This is a genomic window from Streptomyces sp. DSM 41931, from assembly GCF_050271085.1.
Classification (GTDB): Bacteria; Actinomycetota; Actinomycetes; order Streptomycetales; family Streptomycetaceae; genus Streptomyces; species Streptomyces albogriseolus.
In genome coordinates this window covers 123,833-146,219 of record NZ_CP189903.1, presented here as the reverse complement: position 1 = coordinate 146,219, position 22,387 = coordinate 123,833, and the positions used below count along the sequence as shown (strand labels likewise).

Annotated in this window: 2 protein-coding genes; both read right to left on the bottom strand. The window is 76.1% G+C overall.

The annotated features are described in order from the left end of the window. Window positions 1-17: 17 nt before the first annotated feature. Window positions 18-14,606 carry an amino acid adenylation domain-containing protein gene (locus tag ACP7TJ_RS32565; RefSeq protein WP_427767681.1) on the bottom strand — a complete coding sequence of 4,863 codons (14,589 nt, stop codon included), beginning with the start codon at window positions 14,604-14,606 and terminating at the stop codon, window positions 18-20. Further along, the gene (locus tag ACP7TJ_RS32560) at window positions 14,603-22,366 is read right to left on the bottom strand and encodes an amino acid adenylation domain-containing protein (protein ID WP_427767678.1); all 7,764 of its coding nucleotides are present in this window, start codon (window positions 22,364-22,366) and stop codon (window positions 14,603-14,605) included. Before ACP7TJ_RS32560 ends, ACP7TJ_RS32565 begins: the two co-directional genes overlap by 4 nt. Window positions 22,367-22,387: the final 21 nt, after the last annotated feature.

Below are 22,387 nucleotides of genomic sequence, written 5' to 3'. Positions count from 1 at the left end.
GGTGGGTCTCCGATCGGTCAGGTACGGGTGCTGCGCGCGTCGCGGTCCGCGAGGGTGCGGGCGATGACGCCGAGAACGTCCGGCCGGGCCAGGCCGGCGTGGTCGGTGTCCAGGGAGTGCTCCTCGACACGGCCCGTGACATGGGGGCCCCACGAGGCGGGGGTGAGGTCCGGGCGGGTGCGGTCGCGGGTGGCGGCGAAGAACACCAGGTCGCCGTCGAAGCGGTGCGGGGTGAAGTCCTCGATGAGCCGGGTGTTGTTGAGGAAGACCCGCGTCATCCGGCCGATCGCGGCGTCGTCGAGGTGGGCGAGCGCGCTGCCGCTCGCGCGCAGGGCGCCGAGCACGGCGGTCCGCTCCAGCGGCCCGTCGCCGAGGGCGGCGCGGTCGGCGCCGGCCGCGTTGAGCAGGAGGGCGAGGACCTGTTCCTCGCCGACGTCGTGCCGGGTGGTCCCGTCGTAGGCGTCGGGATAGCCGTCGAGCACGGCCAGCAGGCTCACCTCGGCGCCCTCGGCCTGCAGCCGGGTGGCCACGGCGTGGGCGACGAGTCCGCCGAAGGACCAGCCGAGCAGCTGGTAGGGGCCCCGCGGCGCGGTCTTGCGGATCTGTTCGGCGTAGTCGCGGGCCATGGCGTGGATGTCGCCGGGCAGCGGTTCGTCGTGGCTGAGGCCGCGGGCCTGCAGGGTGTACAGCGGCTGGTCGCGGTCGGTGTGCCGGAGCAGCGCCGAGTAGACCCAGCCGAAACCGCCGGCCGGGTGGACGCAGAACAGCGGGGGCCGCCCGCCCCCCGCGCGCAGCGGCAGCACCACGCCGAAGGGGTCCGGGCCGTCCTCGCCCGCGGTTCCGTCGACGCGGGCGAGCAGCGCGGCGACGGTGGGCGCCTCGAAGAGGGTGCGCACGCCGACGTCGGCCCCGAGGACCGTCTTGATCCGGCCGGCGAGGCGGGTGGCGAGCATGGAGTGTCCGCCGAGCTCGAAGAAGTTGTCGTCGATGCCGACGCGGCCGGCGCCGAGCACCTCGGCGAACAGGTCGCAGAGCAGTTCCTCGCGCGGGTTGCGGGGCAGCCGCCCGCCGCCCGCGCCCCACTCCGGCTCGGGCAGGGCGTCCCGGTCGAGCTTGCCGTTGGGGGTGACCGGCAGGGAGTCGAGCGTGACGAACGCGGCGGGCACCATGTAGTCGGGCAGGGACCGCTCCAGTTCGGCGCGCAGCCGCGCCGGTTCCAGGGCGCCGGGGCCGGCGTCGGGCGCGGGGACCAGGTGGGCGACGAGGACGGTGTCGCCGGCCCGTCCGGGGCGCGCGGTGACGACGGCCCGGGTGACGTCGGGGTGGGCGGCGAGCGCGGTCTCGATCTCGCCGGGTTCGACGCGGAAGCCGCGTATCTTGACCTGCTGGTCGGCGCGGCCGAGGAACTCCAGGACGCCGCCCGTGGTGCGGCGCGCGATGTCGCCGGTGCGGTACATGCGGCCGCCGGTGTCGCCGAAGAGCCCGGCGAACGGGTCGGCCGTGAACCGTTCGGCGGTGCGCGCGGGCTGGGCCCAGTAGCCGCGGGCCAGGCCGGCGCCCGCGATGTACAGCTCGCCCGGCACACCGGGCGGCACGGGCCGCAGCCGCTCGTCGAGCACGTAGGCGCGGGTCTCGTCCAGCGGGCGTCCGATGGGCACGGACGCGGGGACCCGGCCGGGGTCGGTGAACCGGTGCCAGGTGCAGCCGAGGGTGATCTCGGTGGGCCCGTACAGCACCTTGACGACGGTGCCCGGGCAGGCGGCGAGGACGCGGCGCACGGCGGTGGGCGGGACGACGTCGCCGCCCGTCCACACGTCGCGCACGCCCGTGAAGACGCCGGGGTCCTCGTCCGCGACGACGCCGAACAGACCCGCGGTCAGCAGCAGGGAGGTGACGCCCTGCTCGGCGAGGACGCGGCGCAGCACGGCGGCGTCCAGTTCGCCGGGCGGGGCGACGACGATGCGGCCGCCGGCCAGCAACGGGCTCCACAGTTCGTAGGTGGAGATGTCGAAGGCGTACGGCGAGTGCATCAGCACCCGGGAGGCGGCGCCGGTCTCCCAGCAGCGGTCGACGGCGAGCGCGACGGCGTCGCGGTGCGTGATGCCGATTCCCTTGGGGACGCCGGTGGATCCGGAGGTGTACATGATGTAGGCGAGCGCGTCCGGCGGAACCGTGACGTCCGGCGCGGTGGCGTCGTCCGTGGAGGTGTCCTCGTCGGCGGCGAGGGCCGTCACGCCCAGCCGGGACGCGGCGGCGGCGTGGCGGGCGTCGGTGAGCAGCAGTTCCGCCCCGGTGTCGGCGAGGACGTGCCGCATCCGCTCCTCGGGATAGCCCGTGTGCAGCGGCACGTAGACGCCGCCCGCCTTGAGGATCGCGAGGGTGGCGGCCACCAGGTGCGCGGAGCGTTCCTGGAGCACGGCGACGGGTGTCTCCGGGGTGACGCCCCGGGCGACGAGCCGGCGGGCCAGCCGGTTGGCCCGGGCGTCGAGTTCGGCGTACGTCCAGGTGACGCCGTCGGGTTCGGTGACGGCGACCGCGTCGGGGGTGCGGGCGGCCTGTTCGGCGAAGCGCCGCGGCAGCGACGCGTCGGCGGCCGTGCGGCCGGGCGCCCAGGAGGTGTCGTTCCACCCGGTCAGGACGAGGTGGCGTTCGCCGCTCGCGAGGATCGGCACCTCGGCGACCGGCAGGTCGGGGTCGGCGGCGACCGCCCGCAGGAAGGCCACGAGACGGTCGGTGAGCGCCTCGGCGGTGGTGCGCTCGAACAGGTCGGTGTTGTATTCGAGGACGGCGTCGATGCCTCCGGCCGTGCCGTCGGGGCCGTGCCGCTCGGCCAGGTTGAAGGTGAGGTCGAACTTGGCGGCGCCGAGGGCGACGACCTCGGGCCGGACGGTGAGGCCGGGCAGGGCGAGGTCGGCCTCGGGCGTGTTCTGCAGGGCGAGCAGCACCTGGAACAGCGGGTGCCGGGACAGGGACCGGCCCGGTCCGAGGTCCTCCACCAGCCGGTCGAAGGGCACGTCCTGGTGGGCGTAGGCGGCCAGGTCCGCCTCCCGGACCCGGTCCAGCAGTTCCCGGAAGGTGGGATCGCCTGAGGTGTCGGTGCGCAGCACCAGCGTGTTGACGAAGAACCCGACCAGGTCGTCCAGCGCCTCGTCGGTGCGCCCGGCGACGGGGCTGCCCACGGGGATGTCGGTGCCCGCCCCGTGCCGGGTCAGCACGGCGGCGAGGGCGGCGTGCAACACCATGAACAGGCTGGCGCCGCCGGAGCGGGCGAGGTCGAGCAGGGTCTGGTGCAGACCGGCGTCGAGGGTGCGGAACACCGCCTCGCCGCGATGGCCGGGGGTGGCAGGGCGTGGCCGGTCGGCGGGCAGCTGGATCTCCTCGGGAAGCTGCGCCAGCGCCTCGTGCCAGTAGGCGAACTGCCGGGCGGCGGTGCCGGACGGGTCGTCGGCGTCGCCGAGCAGGTCGCGCTGCCACAGCGTGTAGTCGGCATAGCTGACGGGCAGCGGCGTGAACGCGGGGGCGCGGCCCTCGCGGCGGGCGGCGTACGCGGTGGCCAGGTCCCGCGTCAGCGGGGCCAGGGACCAGCCGTCGCCCGCGATGTGGTGCAGCAGCAACAGCAGCACATGCTCCCGCTCGCCCAGCTCGAACAGCACCGCCCGCAACGGCAGATCACGCGTGAGGTCGAAGCGGTGCCGGGCCGCCCGGGCCAGTGCGCCGGGAAGCTCGTCCTCGGTGGTCCGGCACACCTCGAGCGCCGGCCGGGCCGCCTCGGGCCCGAGCACCAGCTGGCAGGGGCTGCCGTCCTCGCCCTCGGGGAAGACGGTGCGCAGCGTCTCGTGCCGCTCGGTCAGGTCGGCCAGTGCGGCGGCGAGCGCCTCGGCGTCCAGGGCGCCGGTCAGACGCAGTCCCACGGGCATGTTGTAGCCGGGGTCGTCGTCCGTGAGGCGGCCGAGGAACCACAGCCGGCGCTGGGCGTACGACAGCGGGAGCGGGTCGGGCCGTTCGGCGGCGGGCGCCAGGGCGGGACGGCGTCCGTCGCCGGCCGAGGCGGCGAGGGACGCGAGGCCGGCCGGGGTGGGGCGCTCGAACAGGTCCCGCAGCGAGACCTCCGCGCCGAGGACGCTGCGGATGCGGCTGATCAGCCGGGTGGCGAGCAGCGAGTGCCCGCCCAGCGCGAAGAAGTCGTCGTCGGCGCGGACCGGTCGGTCCACCGCGAGGATCTCGGCGAACAGCCCGCACAGGATCTCCTCGCCGGGGGTGCGCGGGCCGCGTCCGGCGCCCGGCGCGGGGGCGGGGTCGGGCAGCGCGGCCCGGTCCAGTTTGCCGTTGGGGGTCAGCGGCAGCGCGTCGAGCACCACGTACGCGGACGGCACCATGAAGTCCGGCAGGACCCGGCCCAGGGCGGCGCGTACGGCGTCGGTGTCCGGGCCGTCGCCGACGAGGTAGGCGACCAGCCGGTCCTCGCGGGCGAGGACGGCGGCGCGGGCGACGCCCGGCAGGGCGGCGAGCGCGGCCTCCACCTCCCCCGGCTCGACCCGGAAACCGCGGATCTTCACCTGGTGGTCCGCGCGCCCGGCGAACTCCAGCTCCCCGTCCGCCCGCCACCGTCCCAGATCACCCGTGCGGTACATACGGGACCCCGGCGGACCGTAGGGATCGGCCACGAACCGCTCCGCCGTCAGCTCCGGACGGTTCAAGTACCCGCGCGCCACCCCCTCGCCCGCCAGATACAGCTCACCCGTGACACCCGGCGGCACCGGACGCAGCGCACCGTCCAGCACGAGGACGCGGTCGTGGTCCACGGGCCGCCCGATGGGGGCGGCGGCGGGCCACTCGGCCGGATCGGCGGGCAGGGTGTGGGTGGTGACGGCGTGGGTCTCGGCGGGTCCGTAGACGTTGTGCAGCCGCCGGCCGGGGACGGCGTACGCGAAGTCGCGCACCCGGGGGCCGGGCACGAGGGCCTCGCCGCCCTGGAGGACGTCGGTCAGGTGGGGCAGGGTGCGGCCCTGCTCGGCGGCGGCCTCCGCGACCGCCTCCACGACGAGGTTCGGTGCGAACAGCTCGTTCACGCGCTGCTCGTCCAGCCAGGCGGCCAGCAGTTCGGCGCTGTGCCGGGTCGGCTCGTCGGGCGCCACGAGGGTCTTGCCCATGACGAGCGGGGAGAGGATCTCCTGCACGGAGAAGTCGAAGCCGATCGCGGTGAACTGCGCGGTGCGCGTTCCGGGGCCGCCGGGGAAGCGGCGGGCGTGCCAGGTGAGGAGGTTGACCAGTCCGGCGCCGGGCATGACCACGGCCTTGGGCCGGCCGGTGGAACCCGACGTGTAGATCACGTACGCCGGATGGTGCGGCAGCAGCGGCGCGAGCCGCTCACCGTCCGTCAGATCCCCCGCATCCAACCCCGACAGATCCGCCTCCACCTCCTCCGGCGTGAGCACCAGAGCAGGCGACGCGTCCTGAAGCATCAACGCGATCCGCTCCTCCGGATACGCCACATCCACCGGCAGATACGCCGCACCCGCCTTCAGCACCGCCAGCACCGCCACGTACAGCCCCGCACACCGCGGCAACCGCAAGGCCACGATGCGCTCAGGACCCGCACCCCGCCCCACCAGCCACCGCGCCAACCGGTTCGCCCGCGCGTTCACCTCCGCATACGTCCACGACTCACCCCCCACCACCAACGCCACCGCATCCGGCGTACGCGCCACCTGCGCCTCGAACAGCTCGGGGACCCGGGTGCCGGGCGCGGGACGCGGCGCTTCGGTGGTGTTCCAGCCGGTGAGGACCCGGCGGCGCTCGTCGGGGCTGAGGAGTTCCAGGCGGCCGATCGTGGTGTCGGGGTCGTCGGCGACGGCCCGCAGCAGGCGCAGCAGCCGTTCGGCGAGCGCCTCCGCGGTGCCCCGCTCGAACAGGTCGGTGCTGAACTCCAGGGCGGCGCGGATGCCGCCGGGTGCGCCGTCGCCGGAGCGCAGCTCGACCATGCTCAGGTGCAGGTCGAACTTGGCGACGCCGACGCCGACCGGAAGCGCCTCGGCGGTGAGGCCGGGCAGGTCGAGGCGGGCCTCGCCGCTGTTCTGGAACGCCAGCATCACCTGGAACAGCGGGTGGCGGGAGAGTGAGCGCTCGGGGCGCAGCCGTTCGACGAGCTTCTCGAAGGGCACGTCCTGGTGGGCGTAGGCGGCCAGGTCCGCCTCCCGGACCCGTTCCAGCAGTTCCCGGAAGGTGGGATCGCCGGAGGTGTCGGTGCGCAGCACCAGCGTGTTGACGAAGAACCCGACCAGGTCGTCCAGCGCCTCGTCGGTGCGCCCGGCGACGGGGCTGCCGACGGGGATGTCGGTGCCCGCCCCGTGCCGGGTCAGCAACGCGGCGAAGGCGGCCTGGACCACCATGAACAGGCTGGCCCGCGCGCTGCCGGCCAGGGCGTTCAGCCGGCGGTGCAGGTCCGCGTCGACGGTGAAGGGCACCATGTCGCCGCGGTGCGAGGCGACGGCGGGACGGGGGTGGTCGGTGGGCAGCGTGAGTTCCTCGGGGACGCCGTCCAGCGTCCTCGTCCAGTGCTCGATCTGGCGCGCGAGGCGGCTGTCGGGGTCCTGCTCGTCGCCGAGCAGCTCACGCTGCCACAGCGTGTAGTCGGCGTACTGGACCGGCAGCGGCGCGAAGCCGGGAGCGCGGCCCTCGCGTCGGGCGGCGTACGCGTCGCCGAGATCGCGGGCCAGTGGCGGCCAGGACCATCCGTCGCCGGCGATGTGGTGCATGAGCAGCAGCAGCACGTGCTCGCGCTCGCCCAGCTCGAACAGCACCGCGCGCAGAGGGAGTTCGCCGGCCAGGTCGAAGCTGCGGCGGGCGGCGCGGGTCAGGTCCTCCTCGAGCCGTCCGGGCGTGGTCGGCACGGTCTCGAAGGCGGGCGCCACCGGGTCCAGGACCTGCTGGCGCGGGACGCCGCCGCGCTCCGGGTAGACGGTGCGCAGCGCCTCGTGGCGGGCGACGACGTCGGCGAGCGCGGCCCGCAGCGCGGCGGTGTCGAGGCTGCCGGTCAGCCGCAGGCTCATCGGGATGTTGTAGGTGGCGCCGGGTCCCTCCATGCGGTGCAGGAACCACAGCCGGTACTGGGCGAACGACAGCGGCACCTCCGCGGGGCGCGGCCGTGCGGTGAGCGCGGGCCGGGCCTCGTCCGCGCCGTCGACGCGTTCGGCGAGCTCGGCGACGGTGGGCGCCTGGAACAGGTCGCGTACGGCGAGTTCCGCGCCCAGCACGGTGCGGATGCGGCTCAGCAGCCGGGTGGCCAGCAGCGAGTGCCCGCCCAGGTCGAAGAAGCTGCGGTCGACGCCGACCCCGGGCAGCCCGAGGACCTCCGCGAAGAGGGCGGCGAGGATCTCCTCCCGCCGGGTGCGCGGCGCCTGGCCGGCCGCGGCGGACCCCAGGTCGGGTGCGGGCAGCGCGTCCCGGTCGAGCTTGCCGTTGGCGGTGAGCGGCAGGGCGTCCAGGACGACGTACGCGGCGGGCGCCATGTGCGCGGGCAGCCGTTCGGCCACCAGGGCGCGCAGTTCGTCGACGACCCGCGCGTCGCGCTCGGCGCGTGAGGGGTCGTTGGCCAGGGCGCGTGCGGCGGCCGGGCGCGGCCGGTGGGCGGCGCCGGGGCCCGCGTACGCCTCGAAGGTGTCGTCCGGTGCGCCCCAGGCGCAGCGGGCGCCCCAGCGGTGCACGTCGTGCGGGTCGACGGCGTCGTCGGGGGCGGGCGCGTCCAGGAGGGCGGCGGCCCCGGCGGCGTCGCCGCGTTCCAGCGCGGCGAGCGCGCGGTGCTCGCGGACCAGCCGGGCGTTGGGTATGCCGGTGACCCGTACGGCGCCGTCCCCGCTCAGGGCGCGGCGCAGCTCGCCGGCGGTGCGGACGTCCGTGCCCCAGCGCAGCCGTTTCCCGTCCGGCGCCGGGCCGTCCGCGGCCCGGCGCAGCAGGACGTCGTAGCGGTGCCGGCTCATCTCGTTGTGGTGGGCTCCCGCGCGCAGGGTGACGTCGGCGAGGACCAGGTGCGGGTCGTCGGCGGCGAGGGCGGTGAAGTAGTCGGGGTCGAGCAGCAGTTCCTTCTCGGCGGCGATCGACTGGGCGACGGAGCGGCGTATCGCGGCGGGGTCCGCGTAGGCGCCGGCGCGGCGCAGTTCGACGGCGGTGCGGAAGGCGCGCAGGGTGCGCAGGTTGCGGATGTCGCCGAGGAAGATCGTGCCGCCGGGGGCGAGGAGCGCGGCCGCGCGGCGCACCACCGCGGCCAGGTATCCGGCGTCGGGGAAGTACTGGACGACGGAGTTCAGCACGACGGTGTCGAAGTGTCCTGCGGGCAGGCCGTCGGTGTCGTGCGCGGGACGGGTGAGCAGGGTGCACCTGTCGGCCAGTTCGGGACGGGCGTCGAGGTGCCGGCGGAGCTGGTCGACGACCGGTGCGGACAGGTCGGTCCCCCAGTACTCGGCGACGTGCGGGGCGACCTGGGAGAGGATCAGGCCGGTACCGCAGCCGATCTCCAGGACCCGGCGCGGGCGCAGGGCGAGGATCCGCTCCACGGACGCGGCCCGCCACTCGGTCATCTCCTCGAGGGGGATGGCGTCGGCGGTGTAGCTGCTGTTCCAGCCGGAGAAGTCGGCGCCGAAGGCGTGCCCGGGCTCGGCCTCGTACAGGGAGTCGTAGGTCTCGCGCCATCGCTCGACCTGTCCGTCGCCGCCGGCCTCGTCCGCGGCCGTCGGGTCGCCGGTGGCGGTCTCGCGGACGACGTAGGCGACGAGGTGCTTGTCGCCGGGCCCGGCCTCCCGGGCGACGACGGCGCCGGCCGTGACGTCCGGGTGGCCGGTGAGGACGGTCTCGATCTCGCCGGGCTCGATGCGGAAGCCGCGGATCTTGACCTGCTGGTCGGCGCGGCCCGCGAACTCCAGCTCTCCGTCGGCCCGCCACCGGCCCAGGTCGCCGGTGCGGTACATCCGGGCGCCGCGCTCGCCGAACAGCGGCGCGAAGGGGTCGGCGACGAACCGTTCGCCGGTCAGCCCGGGGCGGCCGAGGTAGCCGCGGGCGACGCCGGGCCCGGCGATGTGGATCTCGCCGGTGACGCCGGGCGGCACGGGCCGCAGCCGCTCGTCGAGGACGTAGACGCGGGCCGCGCCGACCGGGCGGCCGATGGGCGGGGAGACCGCGCCGGTGACGGGGGCGCTCAGGGTGGCGCACACGGTGCTCTCGGTCAGACCGTAGGCGTTGACCAGGCGCCGGCCGGGGCCGAACCGGGCGGCCTGGTCGGGGGCGGTCGCGTCGCCGGCGACGATGAGGTCCGTGCCGGGAGGCAGGGCGCCGTCGGGCAGGGCGGGCAGGGCGCCGGGCGGCAGGGCGAGCAGCGTGACGCCCTGCTCGCGGACCAGGTCGGCGAGGCCGGGTCCTGGCAGCAGTTCGTCGGCGGTGGCGAGGACCAGTCCGGCGCCGGTGAGCAGGGCGGCCGTCAGCTCCCACAGGGCGGCGTCGAAGCTGATCGAGGCGAACTGGAGCACCCTGCTGCGCGGACCGAGACCGAACCGCGCGGCCTGGGGCGGGATCGTGGCGGTGACGGAGGCGTGCGCGACCACGACCCCCTTGGGGGTGCCGGTGGAGCCGGAGGTGTAGATGACGTAGGCGGGGTGGTTCGGCAGCAGCGGGGCCGCCCGGTCGGCGTCGCGGAGGTCGGTGGCGGGGTACCCGGCGGCGGCCTCGAGGTCGGCGGCGAGAGTGTCGGGGGTGAGGACCAGGGACGGCCGGGCGTCGGCCCGCATGAACGCGATCCGCTCGTCCGGGTAGCCGGGGTCGACGGGCAGGTAGGCGGCGCCGGCCTTCCAGACCGCGAGGACGGCCGTCACCAGGTCCGCCGTGCGCGGCAGCTGGAGCGCCACGACGTGCTCGGGGCCCGCGCCCCGCTCGGCCAGCCGGCGCGCCAGCCGGTTGGCCCGCGCGTTCAGTTCCGCGTACGTGAGCGACCGCGCGCCCATGACCACCGCGACGGCGTCGGGGGTGCGGGCGGCCTGCTCCTCGAACAGGGCGGGCAGCGTGGCCGGGCGGACCGTCCCCGCCTCGGGGGCGTTGACGTCGACCAGCAGCCGGTGGCGTTCGGCCGGGCCGAGCAGGTCGACCGATCCGATGGTCCGCCCGGGGTCCTCGGCGACGGCGCGCAGGAAGCGTTCCAGACGTTCGCCGAGGGCCTCCACGGTGCCGCGCTCGAACAGCTCGGTGCTGTACTCCCAGTCGCCGCGGATCCCGGCCCGCTCGCCGTCGGCGGTGTGCTCCTCGACGACGGCGAGACCGAGGTCGAACTTGGCGAAGCCCACCCGCACCGGCTCCACGGCGACGTCCAGGCCCGGCAGGGCCGTGTCGGGGGCGGGCATCGACTGCAGGGCGAGGACCACCTGGAAGAGCGGGTTGCGGGCGAGCGTCCGCTCGGGGTTGAGCTCCTCGACGAGCTTCTCGAACGGCAGGTCCTGGTGGGTGTAGGCGGCCAGGTCGACCTCGCGCACCCGGCGCACGAGGTCGCGGAAGGCGGGGTCGCCGGAGGTGTCGGTGCGCAGCACCAGGGTGTTGACGAAGAACCCGACCAGCTGGTCGAGCGCGTCGTCGGTGCGGCCGGCGACGGGGCTGCCGATGGGGATGTCGGTGCCCGCCCCGTGCCGGGTGAGCACGGCGGCGAAGGCGGCCTGGAGCACCATGAACAGGCTGCTGTCGCAGGCGGTGGCGAGCGCGGCGAGCCGGTCGTGCAGAGCGGCGTCGAGCCGGAACGCGACGGTGGCGCCGCGGTGCGAGGCGACGGCCGGCCGGGCGTGGTCGGTGGGCAGGTCGAGCTGGGCGGGGGCCCCGGACAGGGCGTCGCGCCAGTGGGCGAGCTGGGCGGCGTGCGGGCTCGCCGGGTCGTCGGCGTCGCCGAGCAGGTCGCGCTGCCACAGCGTGTAGTCGGCATAGCTGACGGGCAGCGGCGTGAACGCGGGGGCGCGGCCCTCGCGGCGGGCGGCGTACGCGGTGGCCAGGTCCCGCGTCAGCGGGGCGAGGGACCAGCCGTCGCCCGCGATGTGGTGCAGCAGCAACAGCAGCACATGCTCCCGCTCGCCCAGCTCGAACAGCACCGCCCGCAACGGCAGGTCACGCGTGAGGTCGAAGGGCCGGCCGGCCGCCTCGGCCAACCGGCCGGCGAGGTGCTCCTCGTCGGTGACGGCGGTCTCGAGGCCGGGTACCGCCTCGCCGGGCGGCAGGATCTCCTGGTACGGCTCGCCGGCGTCCGCGGGGTAGACGGTGCGCAGGGTCTCGTGCCGGGCGGTCAGGTCGGCGAGGGCGGCGCGCAGCGCGGCGCGGTCGACGTCACCGCGCAGCCGGAGGGCGAGCGGGATGTTGTAGGTGTTGTTGGGGCCGTCGAGGCGGCCGAGGAACCACAGCCGGCGCTGGGCGTGGGACAGCGGCAGCCGGGACGGGCGCCGCTCCGGGGCGACCGGCCGCAGCGCGGGACGGGCGCCCTCGGCGCCGTCGAGGCGTTCGGCGAGCCGGGCGACCGTGGGGGCCTCGAACAGCTCGCGCAGCGGCAGTTCGGCGCCGAGGACGCTGCGGACGCGGCTGATCAGCCGGGTGGCGAGCAGCGAGTGCCCGCCCAGCGCGAAGAAGTCGTCGTCGATGTGGACGGGGCCGGTGAGTCCGAGCACCTCGGCGAACAGGCCGCAGAGGATCTCCTCCCGCGGGGAGCGCGGGGTGCGGCGGGCGGCCGCGGTGGTCCGGGGCGCGGGGAGCGCGGCCCGGTCCAGTTTGCCGTTGGGGGTGAGCGGCAGCGCGTCGAGGACGACGATCGCGGCGGGCACCATGTGGTCGGGCAGGGTCCGGGCCAGCGCGGTGCGCAGCGCGGCGGGGTCGGTGGCGTCGTGGGCCGGGACGACGTAGCCGACGAGGCGCTTGTCGCCGGGGCGGTCCTCGCGGGCGAGGACGGCGGCGTGGGCGACGCCCGGCAGGGCGGCGAGCGCGGCCTCCACCTCCCCCGGCTCGATCCGGAAGCCGCGGATCTTCACCTGGTGGTCCGCGCGCCCGGCGAACTCCAGCTCCCCGTCCGCCCGCCACCGTCCCAGGTCACCCGTGCGGTACATACGGGACCCCGGCGGAGCGTAGGGATCGGCCACGAACCGCTCCGCCGTCAGCTCCGGACGGTTCAGATACCCGCGCGCCACCCCCGCGCCCGCCAGATACAGCTCACCCGTGACACCCGGCGGCACCGGACGCAGCGCACCGTCCAGCACGAGGACGCGGGTGCCGGCGACGGGACGGCCGACCGGCGCCGGGTCGCTCCAGCCCGCGGGGCCGGCGGGCAGGGCGGTGCCGGTCGTCACATGGGTCTCGGCGGGCCCGTAGTGGTTGTGCAGCCGCCGTCCGGGGACGGCGCCGGTGAAGGCGCGCACGGCGGCGCCGAGTCCGAGCGCCTCGCCCGCCTGCACCACGTGCCGCAGCGCGGGCAGGGTGCGGCCCTGCTCGGCGGCGGCCTCCGCGACCGCCTCCACGACGAGGTTCGGCGCGTAGAGCTCCGTGACGCGCTGTTCGTCGAGCCAGGCGGTCAGCAGCTCGGCGCTGCGGCGCACGTCCTCGGCGGGCACGGCGAGGGTCTTGCCGTGCAGCAGCGCGGAGAGGATCTCCTGGCTGGCGACGTCGAAGCCGATGGTGGTGAACTGGGCGACCACCGTGCCGGTGCCGCCGGGTATCTCCCGCTGGTGCCAGGTGAGGAGGTTGACCAGGGCGGATCCCGGCATGACCACGGCCTTGGGCCGGCCGGTGGAACCCGACGTGTAGATCACGTACGCCGGGTGGTGCGGCAGCAGCGGCGCGAGCCGCTCACCGTCCGTCAGATCCCCCGCCTCGAACCTCGACAGATCCGCCTCCACCTCCTCCGGCGTGAGCACCAGAGCAGGCGACGCGTCCTGGAGCATCAACGCGATCCGCTCCTCCGGATACGCCACATCCACCGGCAGATACGCCGCACCCGCCTTCAACACGGCCAACAGCGCCACGTACAGCCCCGCACACCGCGGCAACCGCAACGCCACGATGCGCTCAGGGCCCGCACCCCGGCCCACCAGCCACCGCGCCAACCGGTTCGCCCGCGCGTTCACCTCCGCATACGTCCACGACTCACCCCCCACCACCAACGCCACCGCATCCGGCGTACGCGCCACCTGCGCCTCGAACAGCTCGGGCAGGGTCCGGCCGGCGGGGGCGTCGGAGGAGGGTCCGCGGGAGAGGGCGAGGGCGTGGGCGCGCTCGTCGGCCGTCAGCAGCGCGGCGCGGCCGACGGGCAGGCCGGCTCCGTGTTCGGCGACCTGGGCGAGCAGGGCGTCCAGGCGGCGCAGCAGCCGTTCGGCGCCGGCGGTGTCCAGCACGTCGGCGCGGTGGTCGAGGCGGAAGCGGAGCCGCTCGCCGGGGATGGCGAGCAGGCTCAGCGGATAGTGGGTGGCGTCGCCGACCTCGAAGGAGGCCAGGCGCAGCCCGCGGGCCTCGGCGCGGAGCACCTCGGGGTCCAGCGGGTAGTTCTCGAACACGACGACCGTGTCGAAGAGTTCACCGGCGCCGGCGGCCGACTGGATCTCGCTCAGGGACAGGTGGCGGTGCTCGATGAGCGCGGCCTGCTCCCGCTGCACACGGGCCAGCAGCTCGCCGAGCGTCTCCCAGGGGCGGACGCGGACCCGCACCGGCAGGGTGTTGACGAACATGCCGATGGTGGACTCGATGCCGGGTATCTCGGGCGGGCGGTGGGAGACGGTGGCGCCGAACACCACGTCGTCGCGGCCCAGTTCGCTGCCGAGCAGCAGTGCCCAGACGCCCTGCACCAGGGTGTTGGGGGTCAGGCCGAGGGAGCGGGCGAGGGCGGTCAGCCGTCCGGTGGTGGTCTCGTCCACCTCGTGCCAGATCTGTCCGGGCAGCGCGGCTCCGCCGTCCGCGCCCCGGCCGCGCCCGGCGGCGACCAGGCTCGGCTCCTCCAGTCCGGCCAGCGCGGTGCGCCAGGCGGCGCGGGCCGCGTCCCGGTCCTGCCCGGCGAGCCAGGCCAGATAGGCCCGGTAGGGGGTGACGGGCGCCAGGGCCGAGTCGTCGCCGTGGTGCGCGTACAGCGTGAACAGCTCGCGCACCAGCAGCGGCATGGACCAGCCGTCGAACAGCAGATGGTGGGTGGTCAGCACCAGCCTGTGGTGGTCGGGACCGAAGGCGAGCAGACCGCAGCGCAGCAGCGGCGGGGCGCCCGGGTCGAAGCGTTCGGCGCGGTCCGCGGCGACGAAGTCGTCCGCCCTGAGCCGCTGTTCGTCGTCGGCGAGCCCGGTGAGGTCCAGGCGCCGCCAGGGCAGCGGCACGTCGCGCGGGACGAACTGCACCGGCCGGTCCACGTTCTGCTGCCAGAATCCGGCGCGCAGGTTGGGGTGGCGGCGCAGCAGGGCGCCGGCCGCCGTCCTCAGCGACTCCTCGTCCAGCGGGCCGCGCAGGTCGAACACCAGCTGGACGGTGTAGACGTCCGGGCCGCCGGCCTGCGCCGCGTAGGCGACCTGGAAGAGCAGCCCTTCCTGGAGCGGGGTCAGGGGCAGGACGTCGGCGAGTCCGGACTGCGTCATCGGGCTACCTTCCAGGCGGCTTCGAGCTGGTCGATCTGGTCCTGGCTGAGCTGGACCAGGGACAGGTCGGACGGGGTGATCCCGCCCGCCTCGGGTCGTTCGGCGTGGGCGGCCAGGGCGGTCAGGGCCCGGAACCAGCCGCCGGCGAGGTCGCGTACGGCGTCCTCGCCCAGGAGCCGTCCCGCCCAGGTCCACACGGCGGTCAGCCGGGGGCCGTCGTTCCCGTCGCGGGTGAGGGCGTTGAGTTCGAGGGCGTGGGCGAGCGGCAGCCGTTCGCCCGCGCCGTCCCCGATCAGGTCCGCGTCCGGGGCGGCGGTCCACAGGCCGCCGTCGGGGGCGGGGAACCGGCCCAGGTAGTTGAAGCCCAGGTCGGGGGTGCCGTGCGGGGCGAGGGCGGTCAGGCTGCGGGCGGCGCGGGCGTCGAGGTGTCGCAGCACCCCGTGGCCGATGCCGCCGTCGGGGATCTCCCTGAGCTGTTCCTTGACCCGCTTGACGGCTGTTCCCGCGGCGGCGCCGCCGGCCAGGGCGTCCTGCCGGTCGAGCGGTCCCGGCCGGAGCAGGACGGGGTGGATGGAGGTGAACCACCCGACGGTGCGGGAGAGTTCGGCGGCGCTGTCACCCGGTTCGCGGCCGTGGCCCTCGACGTCCACCAGGACGGCGTCGTCGTCCCCGAGTCCGCGGCGTCCGCGCCAGTCGGCGACCGCGAGCGCGAACGCGGTCAGCAGGACGTCGTCGACCCGGCCGTGGAACGCGGCGGGCACGGTGGTGAGCAGGGCGGCGCTGGTACGGGGGTCCAGGTCCAGGCTGACGCTGCGGGCGGTGGCCGCGGTGTCGCGGGCGGGGTCCAGCCGCTCGGCGGTGACCGGCCGGGCGCCGTGCGCCAGGGTCCTGGTCCACAGGGCGAGTTCGCCGCCGCGCCGCTCCGTGCGCGCCTGTTCGGCCAGGTGCAGGGCCCAGGCCCGGAACGGGGTGCCGACCGGGGGCAGCGGCGTGTGCGGGTCTTCCCAGGCGGCCTTCAGGTCCGGCAGCAGGATGCGCCAGGAGACGCCGTCCACGACGAGGTGGTGCAGGGTGAGCAGCAGCGTTCCGGGGTGGCCGTCCCCGGCGTCGAGCCAGACGGCCTGGCCGGTGCGGCCGGTGAACGGGTCGAGCCGGTCCCGGGCGGCGGCGGCCTCCCGGGCGGTCAGCGCGGCCAGCGCCGCCGCGTCCTTCCCTGCGGCGTCGACGCGGCGCACCCAGTCGGCCGCGCGGACGGCGCCGGGCGGGTCGATGCGCAGGGTCCAGCCCGCCTCCCCGCCGTGCGTCGCGCCCTCGCCCGTGGCGCCGTCCGCCGTCCGGGGCTCGCGGGTGAGGACCGCGCGCAGCACGTCGTGGTGGTCGACGAGTGTCTGGAGGGCGGCCGTGAGGCGTTCCTCGCCGAGGCGGGGCGGAACGGGCACGGCCATGGTCTGGCTGAACGCCTCGACCGGGCCGCCGCGTTCGCGCAGCCAGTGCATGACGGGGGTGAGCGGCACCGGGCCGGCCGGCTCGGCGGTCAGGCCGTCCGGCGCGGCGGGCGCCCGGTCGGCGGCGCCCTCGGCGACCTGGGCGAGGGCGGCGACCGACTTGTGCTCGAAGACCTGTGCCGCGTTCAGCACCAGTCCGGCGCGGCGGGCCCGGCCGACCAGCTGGATGACCATGATGCTGTCGCCGCCGCGGTCGAAGAAGCTGTCGTCGACCGAGACGCGTTCCACGCCGAGCACCTCGGCGAACAGCACCGCGAGCAGTTCCTCGCGGGGGGTGCGGGGTGCCCGGTGCGTGCCCGTGGCCGCGCCGAAGTCCGGCGCGGGCAGGGCCCGGCGGTCGAGCTTGCCGTTCGGGGTGAGCGGCAGCGCGGGCAGCGCGACGAAGGCCGCGGGCACCATGTAGTCGGGCAGCGCGGCCGCGACGTGGGCGCGCAGCGCGGCGGCGCCGGGGTCCGCGCCGGGCGCGGCGACGACGTAGGCGACGAGCCGTTTGTCCCCGGGGCGGTCCTCCCGGACCAGGACGGTGCACTGGGCGACCTGCGGGTGGGAGCCGAGGACGGACTCGATCTCCCCCAGTTCGATGCGGAAGCCGCGGATCTTGACCTGGTGGTCGACGCGGCCGAGGAACTCCAGCACGCCGTCGCCGCGCCTGCGCACCAGGTCGCCGGTGCGGTACATGCGGGCGCCCGCGGGGCCGTACGGGTCGGCGACGAACCGTTCGGCCGTGGCGTCGGGCCGTCCGAGGTAGCCGCGGGCCAGCCCGGCGCCGCCGATGTACAGCTCGCCGGCCACGCCGGGCGGGACGGGCCGCAGCCGGTCGTCCAGCACATGGCAGGCGGTGTTGTCCAGCGGGGTGCCGATGGGGACGGTGGTCTCCTGCTCCCACGGCGCGCGCATGAAGTGGTGGGTGGCGAAGGTGGTGGTCTCGGTCGGGCCGTAGCCGTCGACGACCAGGGTGCCGGGCGAGGCGGCCAGGACCCGGGCGACCGCGGCGGGCGAGACGACGTCGCCGCCCGTCCACACCTCCCGTACGCCGGTGAAGCACTCCGGGGACTCCTCGGCGAGCAGGTTGAACAGGCCGGAGGTGAGCCACATGCCGGTGACCCGGCCCTCGACGACCGCGCGGGCCAGGGCCCGGGTGTCCAGGTCCCCGGGCGGGGCGACGACGACGGCCCCGCCGGACACCAGCGGCACCCACAGCTCGTACTGGGAGGTGTCGAAGGAGTACGGGGAGTGCAGCAGGACGCGCTCCTGGTTGCCGGTGCGCCAGCACCGGTCGGCGGCCAGCGCGGAGACGTCGCCGTGGGTGATGGCCACGCCCTTGGGCCGGCCGGTGGAGCCGGAGGTGTACATCACGTACGCCAGCTGGTGCGGGTGGGCGGGCACGGCGGGCAGCGGCCGGCGCTCCGCGTCGCCGCCGTCGTCCACGACGACGACCTCGGCGTGCGGCGCCCAGGAGGCGCAGGCGTGCGCGGCGTCGGTGGCGCGGTCGGTGAGGACGACGCGGGCGCCGACGTCCTCGGTGATCAGGGCCATCCGGGAGGCCGGGTAGCGGGTGTTGAGCGGCACGTAGTAGCCGCCGGCCCGCAGGACCGCCAGCAGGGAGACGACCAGGTCGGCGGAGCGTTCCTGGAGCACGACGACGGCGCTCTCGGGTCCGACGCCGGCGTCGGCGAGCCGGCGGGCGAGCCGCCCGGAGCGCGCGTCGAGTTCGGCGTAGGTGAGGTGGGCGCCGTCGGCGCCGGTCACGGCGACCGCGTCGGGGGTACGCCGGGCCTGGGCCGCGAACTGCTCGGCGAGCCCGCTGCCGGGCACCGGCCGGGCGGTGTCGTTCCAGGCGGCCAGGCGGGCGCGCTCGGTGTCGTCCAGCAGGTCGTGGGCGCCGATCGGCAGCGCGGGGGCGGCGACGGCCGCCCGGAGCAGCGTCAGCAGGCGCCGCACCAGGGACTCGGCGGTGGACCGGTCGTACAGCGCGACGTCGTACTCCAGGTCGCCGTCGATGCCGGCGCATCCGTCCCGGCCGTCGCGGTGCTCGACCAGGTTGAACGTCAGGTCGAACTTGGCGACGCCGAGTTCGACCGGTTCCCGGCGCACGTCGAGGCCCTTGAGCACGGGGCGGGCCTCGAAGTCCTGGTAGGACAGCACGACCTGGAACAGCGGGTGGCGGGCGGCCGACCGCTCCGGCTGGAGCCGTTCGACGACCCGGTCGAAGGGCACGTCCTGGTGGGCGTAGGCCTCCAGCGCGGTGGCCCGCACCCGGGCGAGCAGCTCGGTGAAGGCGGGATCGCCGGAGGTGTCGGCGCGCACCACGACCGGGTTGACGAAGAAGCCGACGACGTCGTCCAGGGCGCTGTCGGGGCGGGAGGCGGTGGGGCAGCCGAGGGGGATGTCGGCGCCCGCGCCGAGCCGGGTGAGCAGGGCGGCCAGCGCGGCCTGCAGCACCATGTGGCAGGTGGCGCCGTTCTCCCGGGCGAACGCGTCCAGGGCGGCGTGCACTTCGGGGCCGATGCGCAGCGGCACGGAGCCGCCGCGGTGCTCGGCGACCGGCGGCCGGGGCCGGTCGGCGGGCAGCTCCAGCTGGTCGGGGAGGCCGGCCAGGGCGCGTTCCCAGTGGGCGAGCTGGCGTCCGGCCAGGCTCGCCGGGTCGTCCTCGTCGCCGAGGAGGTCACGCTGCCACCGTGCGAAGTCGGCGTAGCGGACGGGCAGCGGCGGGAAGCAGGGCTCCTCGCCCGTGACCCGGGCGGCGTACGCGGTGGACAGGTCCGTGAGCAGCGGACGCATCGACCAGCCGTCGCAGGCCACGTGGTGCAGCACCAGGAGCAGGACGTTGTCCCCGTCCGGCAGGGTGAACAGGTGTGCCACGACCGGCAGTTGCCAGTCGAGGTCGAAGGGGGTGCGGGCGGCCCGGGTGAGCGCGGCGGGCAGGTCGCCGGGCCGGACGCGGGCCTCCACCAGCCAGGGCCGGGCCTGCTCGGGCGGCAGCACCCGGGGCGAGACGCCGTGCTCGCCGCGCGGGTACACGGTGCGCAGGCTCTCGTGCCGGACCACGACGTCGTACAGGGCGTCGCGCAGCGCCATGCGGTTCACCGGGCCGGACAGGCGCAGCGCGAGCGGCATGTTGTAGGTGGGGGCGGCGTCCTCCACCTCGCGCAGCACCCACATGCGGTGCTGGGCGTACGACATGGGGGCGGGGCCGTCGTCGGAGCGGGCCACGAGCGGGGGCCGGCCGGGCGGGCCGGCGGCGCGGACCCGGGCGGCCAGGGCGGCCGGGGTGGGCGCCTCGAACAGGTCCTGGACGGTGATCTCGGCGCCCAGCGCGTCGCGGACGGCTGCGATGAGCCGTCCGGCGAGCAGGGAGTGCCCGCCGAGGGCGAAGAAGTCGGCGTCGCCGCCGACCTCGTCGACGCCGAGCACGGAGGCGAAGGCGTCGCGCACGGCCGCCTCGGCCGGGCCGGCGGGCGGGGTCCGGTCCGCGGCAGGGGCGCCGGGAGCGTCAGGGGCGGGCAGCGCGGCGCGGTCGAGCTTGCCGTTGGCGGTCAGCGGCAGCGCGTCGAGCACGGTGACCGACGCGGGCACGCTGTGGGCGGGCAGGGTGCGGGCGCACAGCGCGCGCCAGTCGGCCGGGTCGGGTGCGGCGCCGGCCGCGGGCACGGCGTACGCGGCGAGCCGCCGGTCGCCCGGCCGGTCCTCGCGGACGGTGACGGCGGCCTGGGCGACGCCCGGGTGGGAGGCCAGCACGCTCTCGATCTCGCCGAGTTCGATCCGGAAGCCCCGGATCTTCACCTGGTGGTCGCCGCGCCCGAGGTAGGCGAAGGTGCCGTCGTCGAGCAGCCGCACCAGGTCGCCGGTGCGGTACATGCGGGAGCCCGGCGGGCCGTAGGGGTCGGCGACGAACCGGTCGGCGGTCAGGTCGGGGCGGCCGAGGTAGCCGCGGGCGAGGCCGTCGCCGGCGACGTACAGCTCGCCGGCGAAGCCGGGCGGCACCGGGCGCAGCGCGGGGTCCAGGACGCGGGCGGCGAGGTGCGGCAGGGGGCCGCCGACCGGGGAGCGGGTGCCGGGGGCGGTGTCGCCGGGGCCGAGAGCGGCGTGCGTGACGTGCACCGTGGTCTCGGTGATGCCGTACATGTTGACCAGCGAGACGCTTTCGCCGCGCCGGGCGTACCAGCCGTCGAGCCGGGCGGGTTCCAGCGCCTCGCCGCCGAACACGACGTGCTTCAGCGCGAGCGGCGGGCCGCCGGCGTCCCGGTCCGCGGCGTCCAGCTGGAAGAACGCGCTCGGCGTCTGGCTGAGCACGGTGACCCGTTCGCGGGCCAGCAGGGCGAGGAGGCCGTCGGGCGAGCGGCTGACCGTGTAGGGCACGACGACGAGCCGGCCGCCGTGCAGCAGCGCGCCGAAGATCTCCCAGACGGAGAAGTCGAAGGCGTAGCTGTGGAACAGGGTCCACACGTCGTCGGGGCCGAAGCCGAACAGGGGCCGGGTGGCCGTGAACAGCCGCACCACGTTGGCGTGCGGGACGACCACGCCCTTGGGACGGCCGGTGGAGCCGGAGGTGTAGATGACGTAGGCCGGGCTCGCCGGGTCCACGGCGACGCCCGGGTCGGTGGCCGGGCCGCCGTCGTCCGCGCGCATCGCGGCCGCGTCGACGACGGCCACCGGCCGGGCGTCCTCGATCATCCAGGCGAGGCGGTCCTCGGGGTAGTCGGGGTCGAGTGGCAGGTAGGCGGCGCCGGTCTTCAGCACCGCGAGGAGGGCCACGACCAGGTCGGCGGAGCGCGGCAGGGCGAGGGCGACGGTCCGTTCCGGACCGGCGCCCTGCGCGAGGAGCCGGTGCGCCAGCCGGTTGGCGCGGGTGTCGAGTTCGGCGTACGTGAGCCGCTCGGCGCCGTGGGTGACGGCCACGGCGTCGGGGGCGGCGGCGGCCCGCCGGGCGATCAGGCCGTGCAGGGTGCCGGCCGGGGCGCCGGCGGCGGCCGGACGGGCGGGCGGCGGTCCGTCGGCGGCGTGCACCCGGGCCAGCGGGGCGGCGGGGTCGGCGGAGGCGAGGCGGTGCAGGAAGCGGGTGAAGCGGCGCAGGTGGCCCTCGGTGGCGGCCTCGTCGTAAAGCGCCCGGTTGGCCTCGAGACGCAGGCGCAGCCCGGCGCCCTCCTCGTACACCGAGAACTTCAGGTCGTCGACGGGGCCGGTGGACACCGGGTGCACGGTGGCCCGCAGCGGGCCGAAGTCGGCGGTGTGGTCGTGCCCCGCCACGTTCACCACGGGGCCGGAGGCGTCCTCCCCGACCCGCCCGAGCGCGCGGCGGACCTCCTCGTAGGGGAAGCGCTGGTGGCGCAGCAGGGGCGTCAGCGCGTCGCGCCCGGCGGCCACCAGGCCGGTGAGCGAGCCGGCGGGACGCGGGGCGAGGTGCAGCGGCAGGACACCGGCGACGCATCCGACGGCGCGACGGGCGGCGGCGGTGCGGCGGGCCGTCACCGGGAGCCGCAGCGTGACCTCCGGCTGTCCGGTCAGCCACTGCGCGTACGCCGCGACGGCGGCCGGGAAGGCGGCCTGCCAGCCGGTGTCCGCGGCGGCGGCCAGCCGGGTGAGCCCCTCGCGCACGGCGGCGGGCAGCAGGACGGTGCGGCGTACGGGGGCCGGCCCCGCCGGGGCGCCACGGCCGGCGAGGGCGACCGGGGCGGGGGGCGGCGCGGCCAGCCAGTGGGCGCGGTCGGCCGCGTAGGCGTCGGACGCGCGCCACGCGCGTTCGGCGTCGACGAGGGCGCGGACGCCGGGGAGGTCCTCGAGCGGTTCCCCCCGGTAGGCGCGGGCGACCTGCCCGGCCACGAGGCGGAAGGCATACCCGTCCAGCAGCAGGTGGTGGGCGTGCTGGAACCAGCGGTGACGGTCCGGGGCGAGGGTGATCAGGGCCTGGGTGTACAGGGGCCTGCCGGAGGTGACGTCGAGCGGGGTGGCGAGGACGCCGTCCATCCAGGCGTCGGCCGCGGCGCCGGGGTCCTCGGCGGCGCTGACGTCCACGCGGTGCAGCGTGAACTCGGCCGGGCCCACGTGCTGGTGGACCGTGCCGTCGGGGTCCGTGCCGAAGCGCAGGCGCAGGGCGTCGGTCGCCTCGGCCACGGTCCGCAGGGCTTCCTCGAAGCGGTCCCGGTCGAGGTCGCCGGCGAGTTCCACGTACTCGCCGGTGTTGAACACGGGACTGAGCGGGTCCCTCGCCTGCGCGAACCAGATGCCGAGCTGTGCCGCCGTCAGCGGCAGACGCATGTCGTCGGGAACGGGAACGGG

Bases quoted from the DNA above. Each gene is read 5' to 3' on its own strand.
- ACP7TJ_RS32565 (WP_427767681.1), bottom strand. From the start codon at position 14,606: ATGACGCAGTCCGGACTCGCCGACGTCCTGCCCCTGACCCCGCTCCAG.
- ACP7TJ_RS32560 (WP_427767678.1), bottom strand. From the start codon at position 22,366: ATGCGTCTGCCGCTGACGGCGGCACAGCTCGGCATCTGGTTCGCGCAG.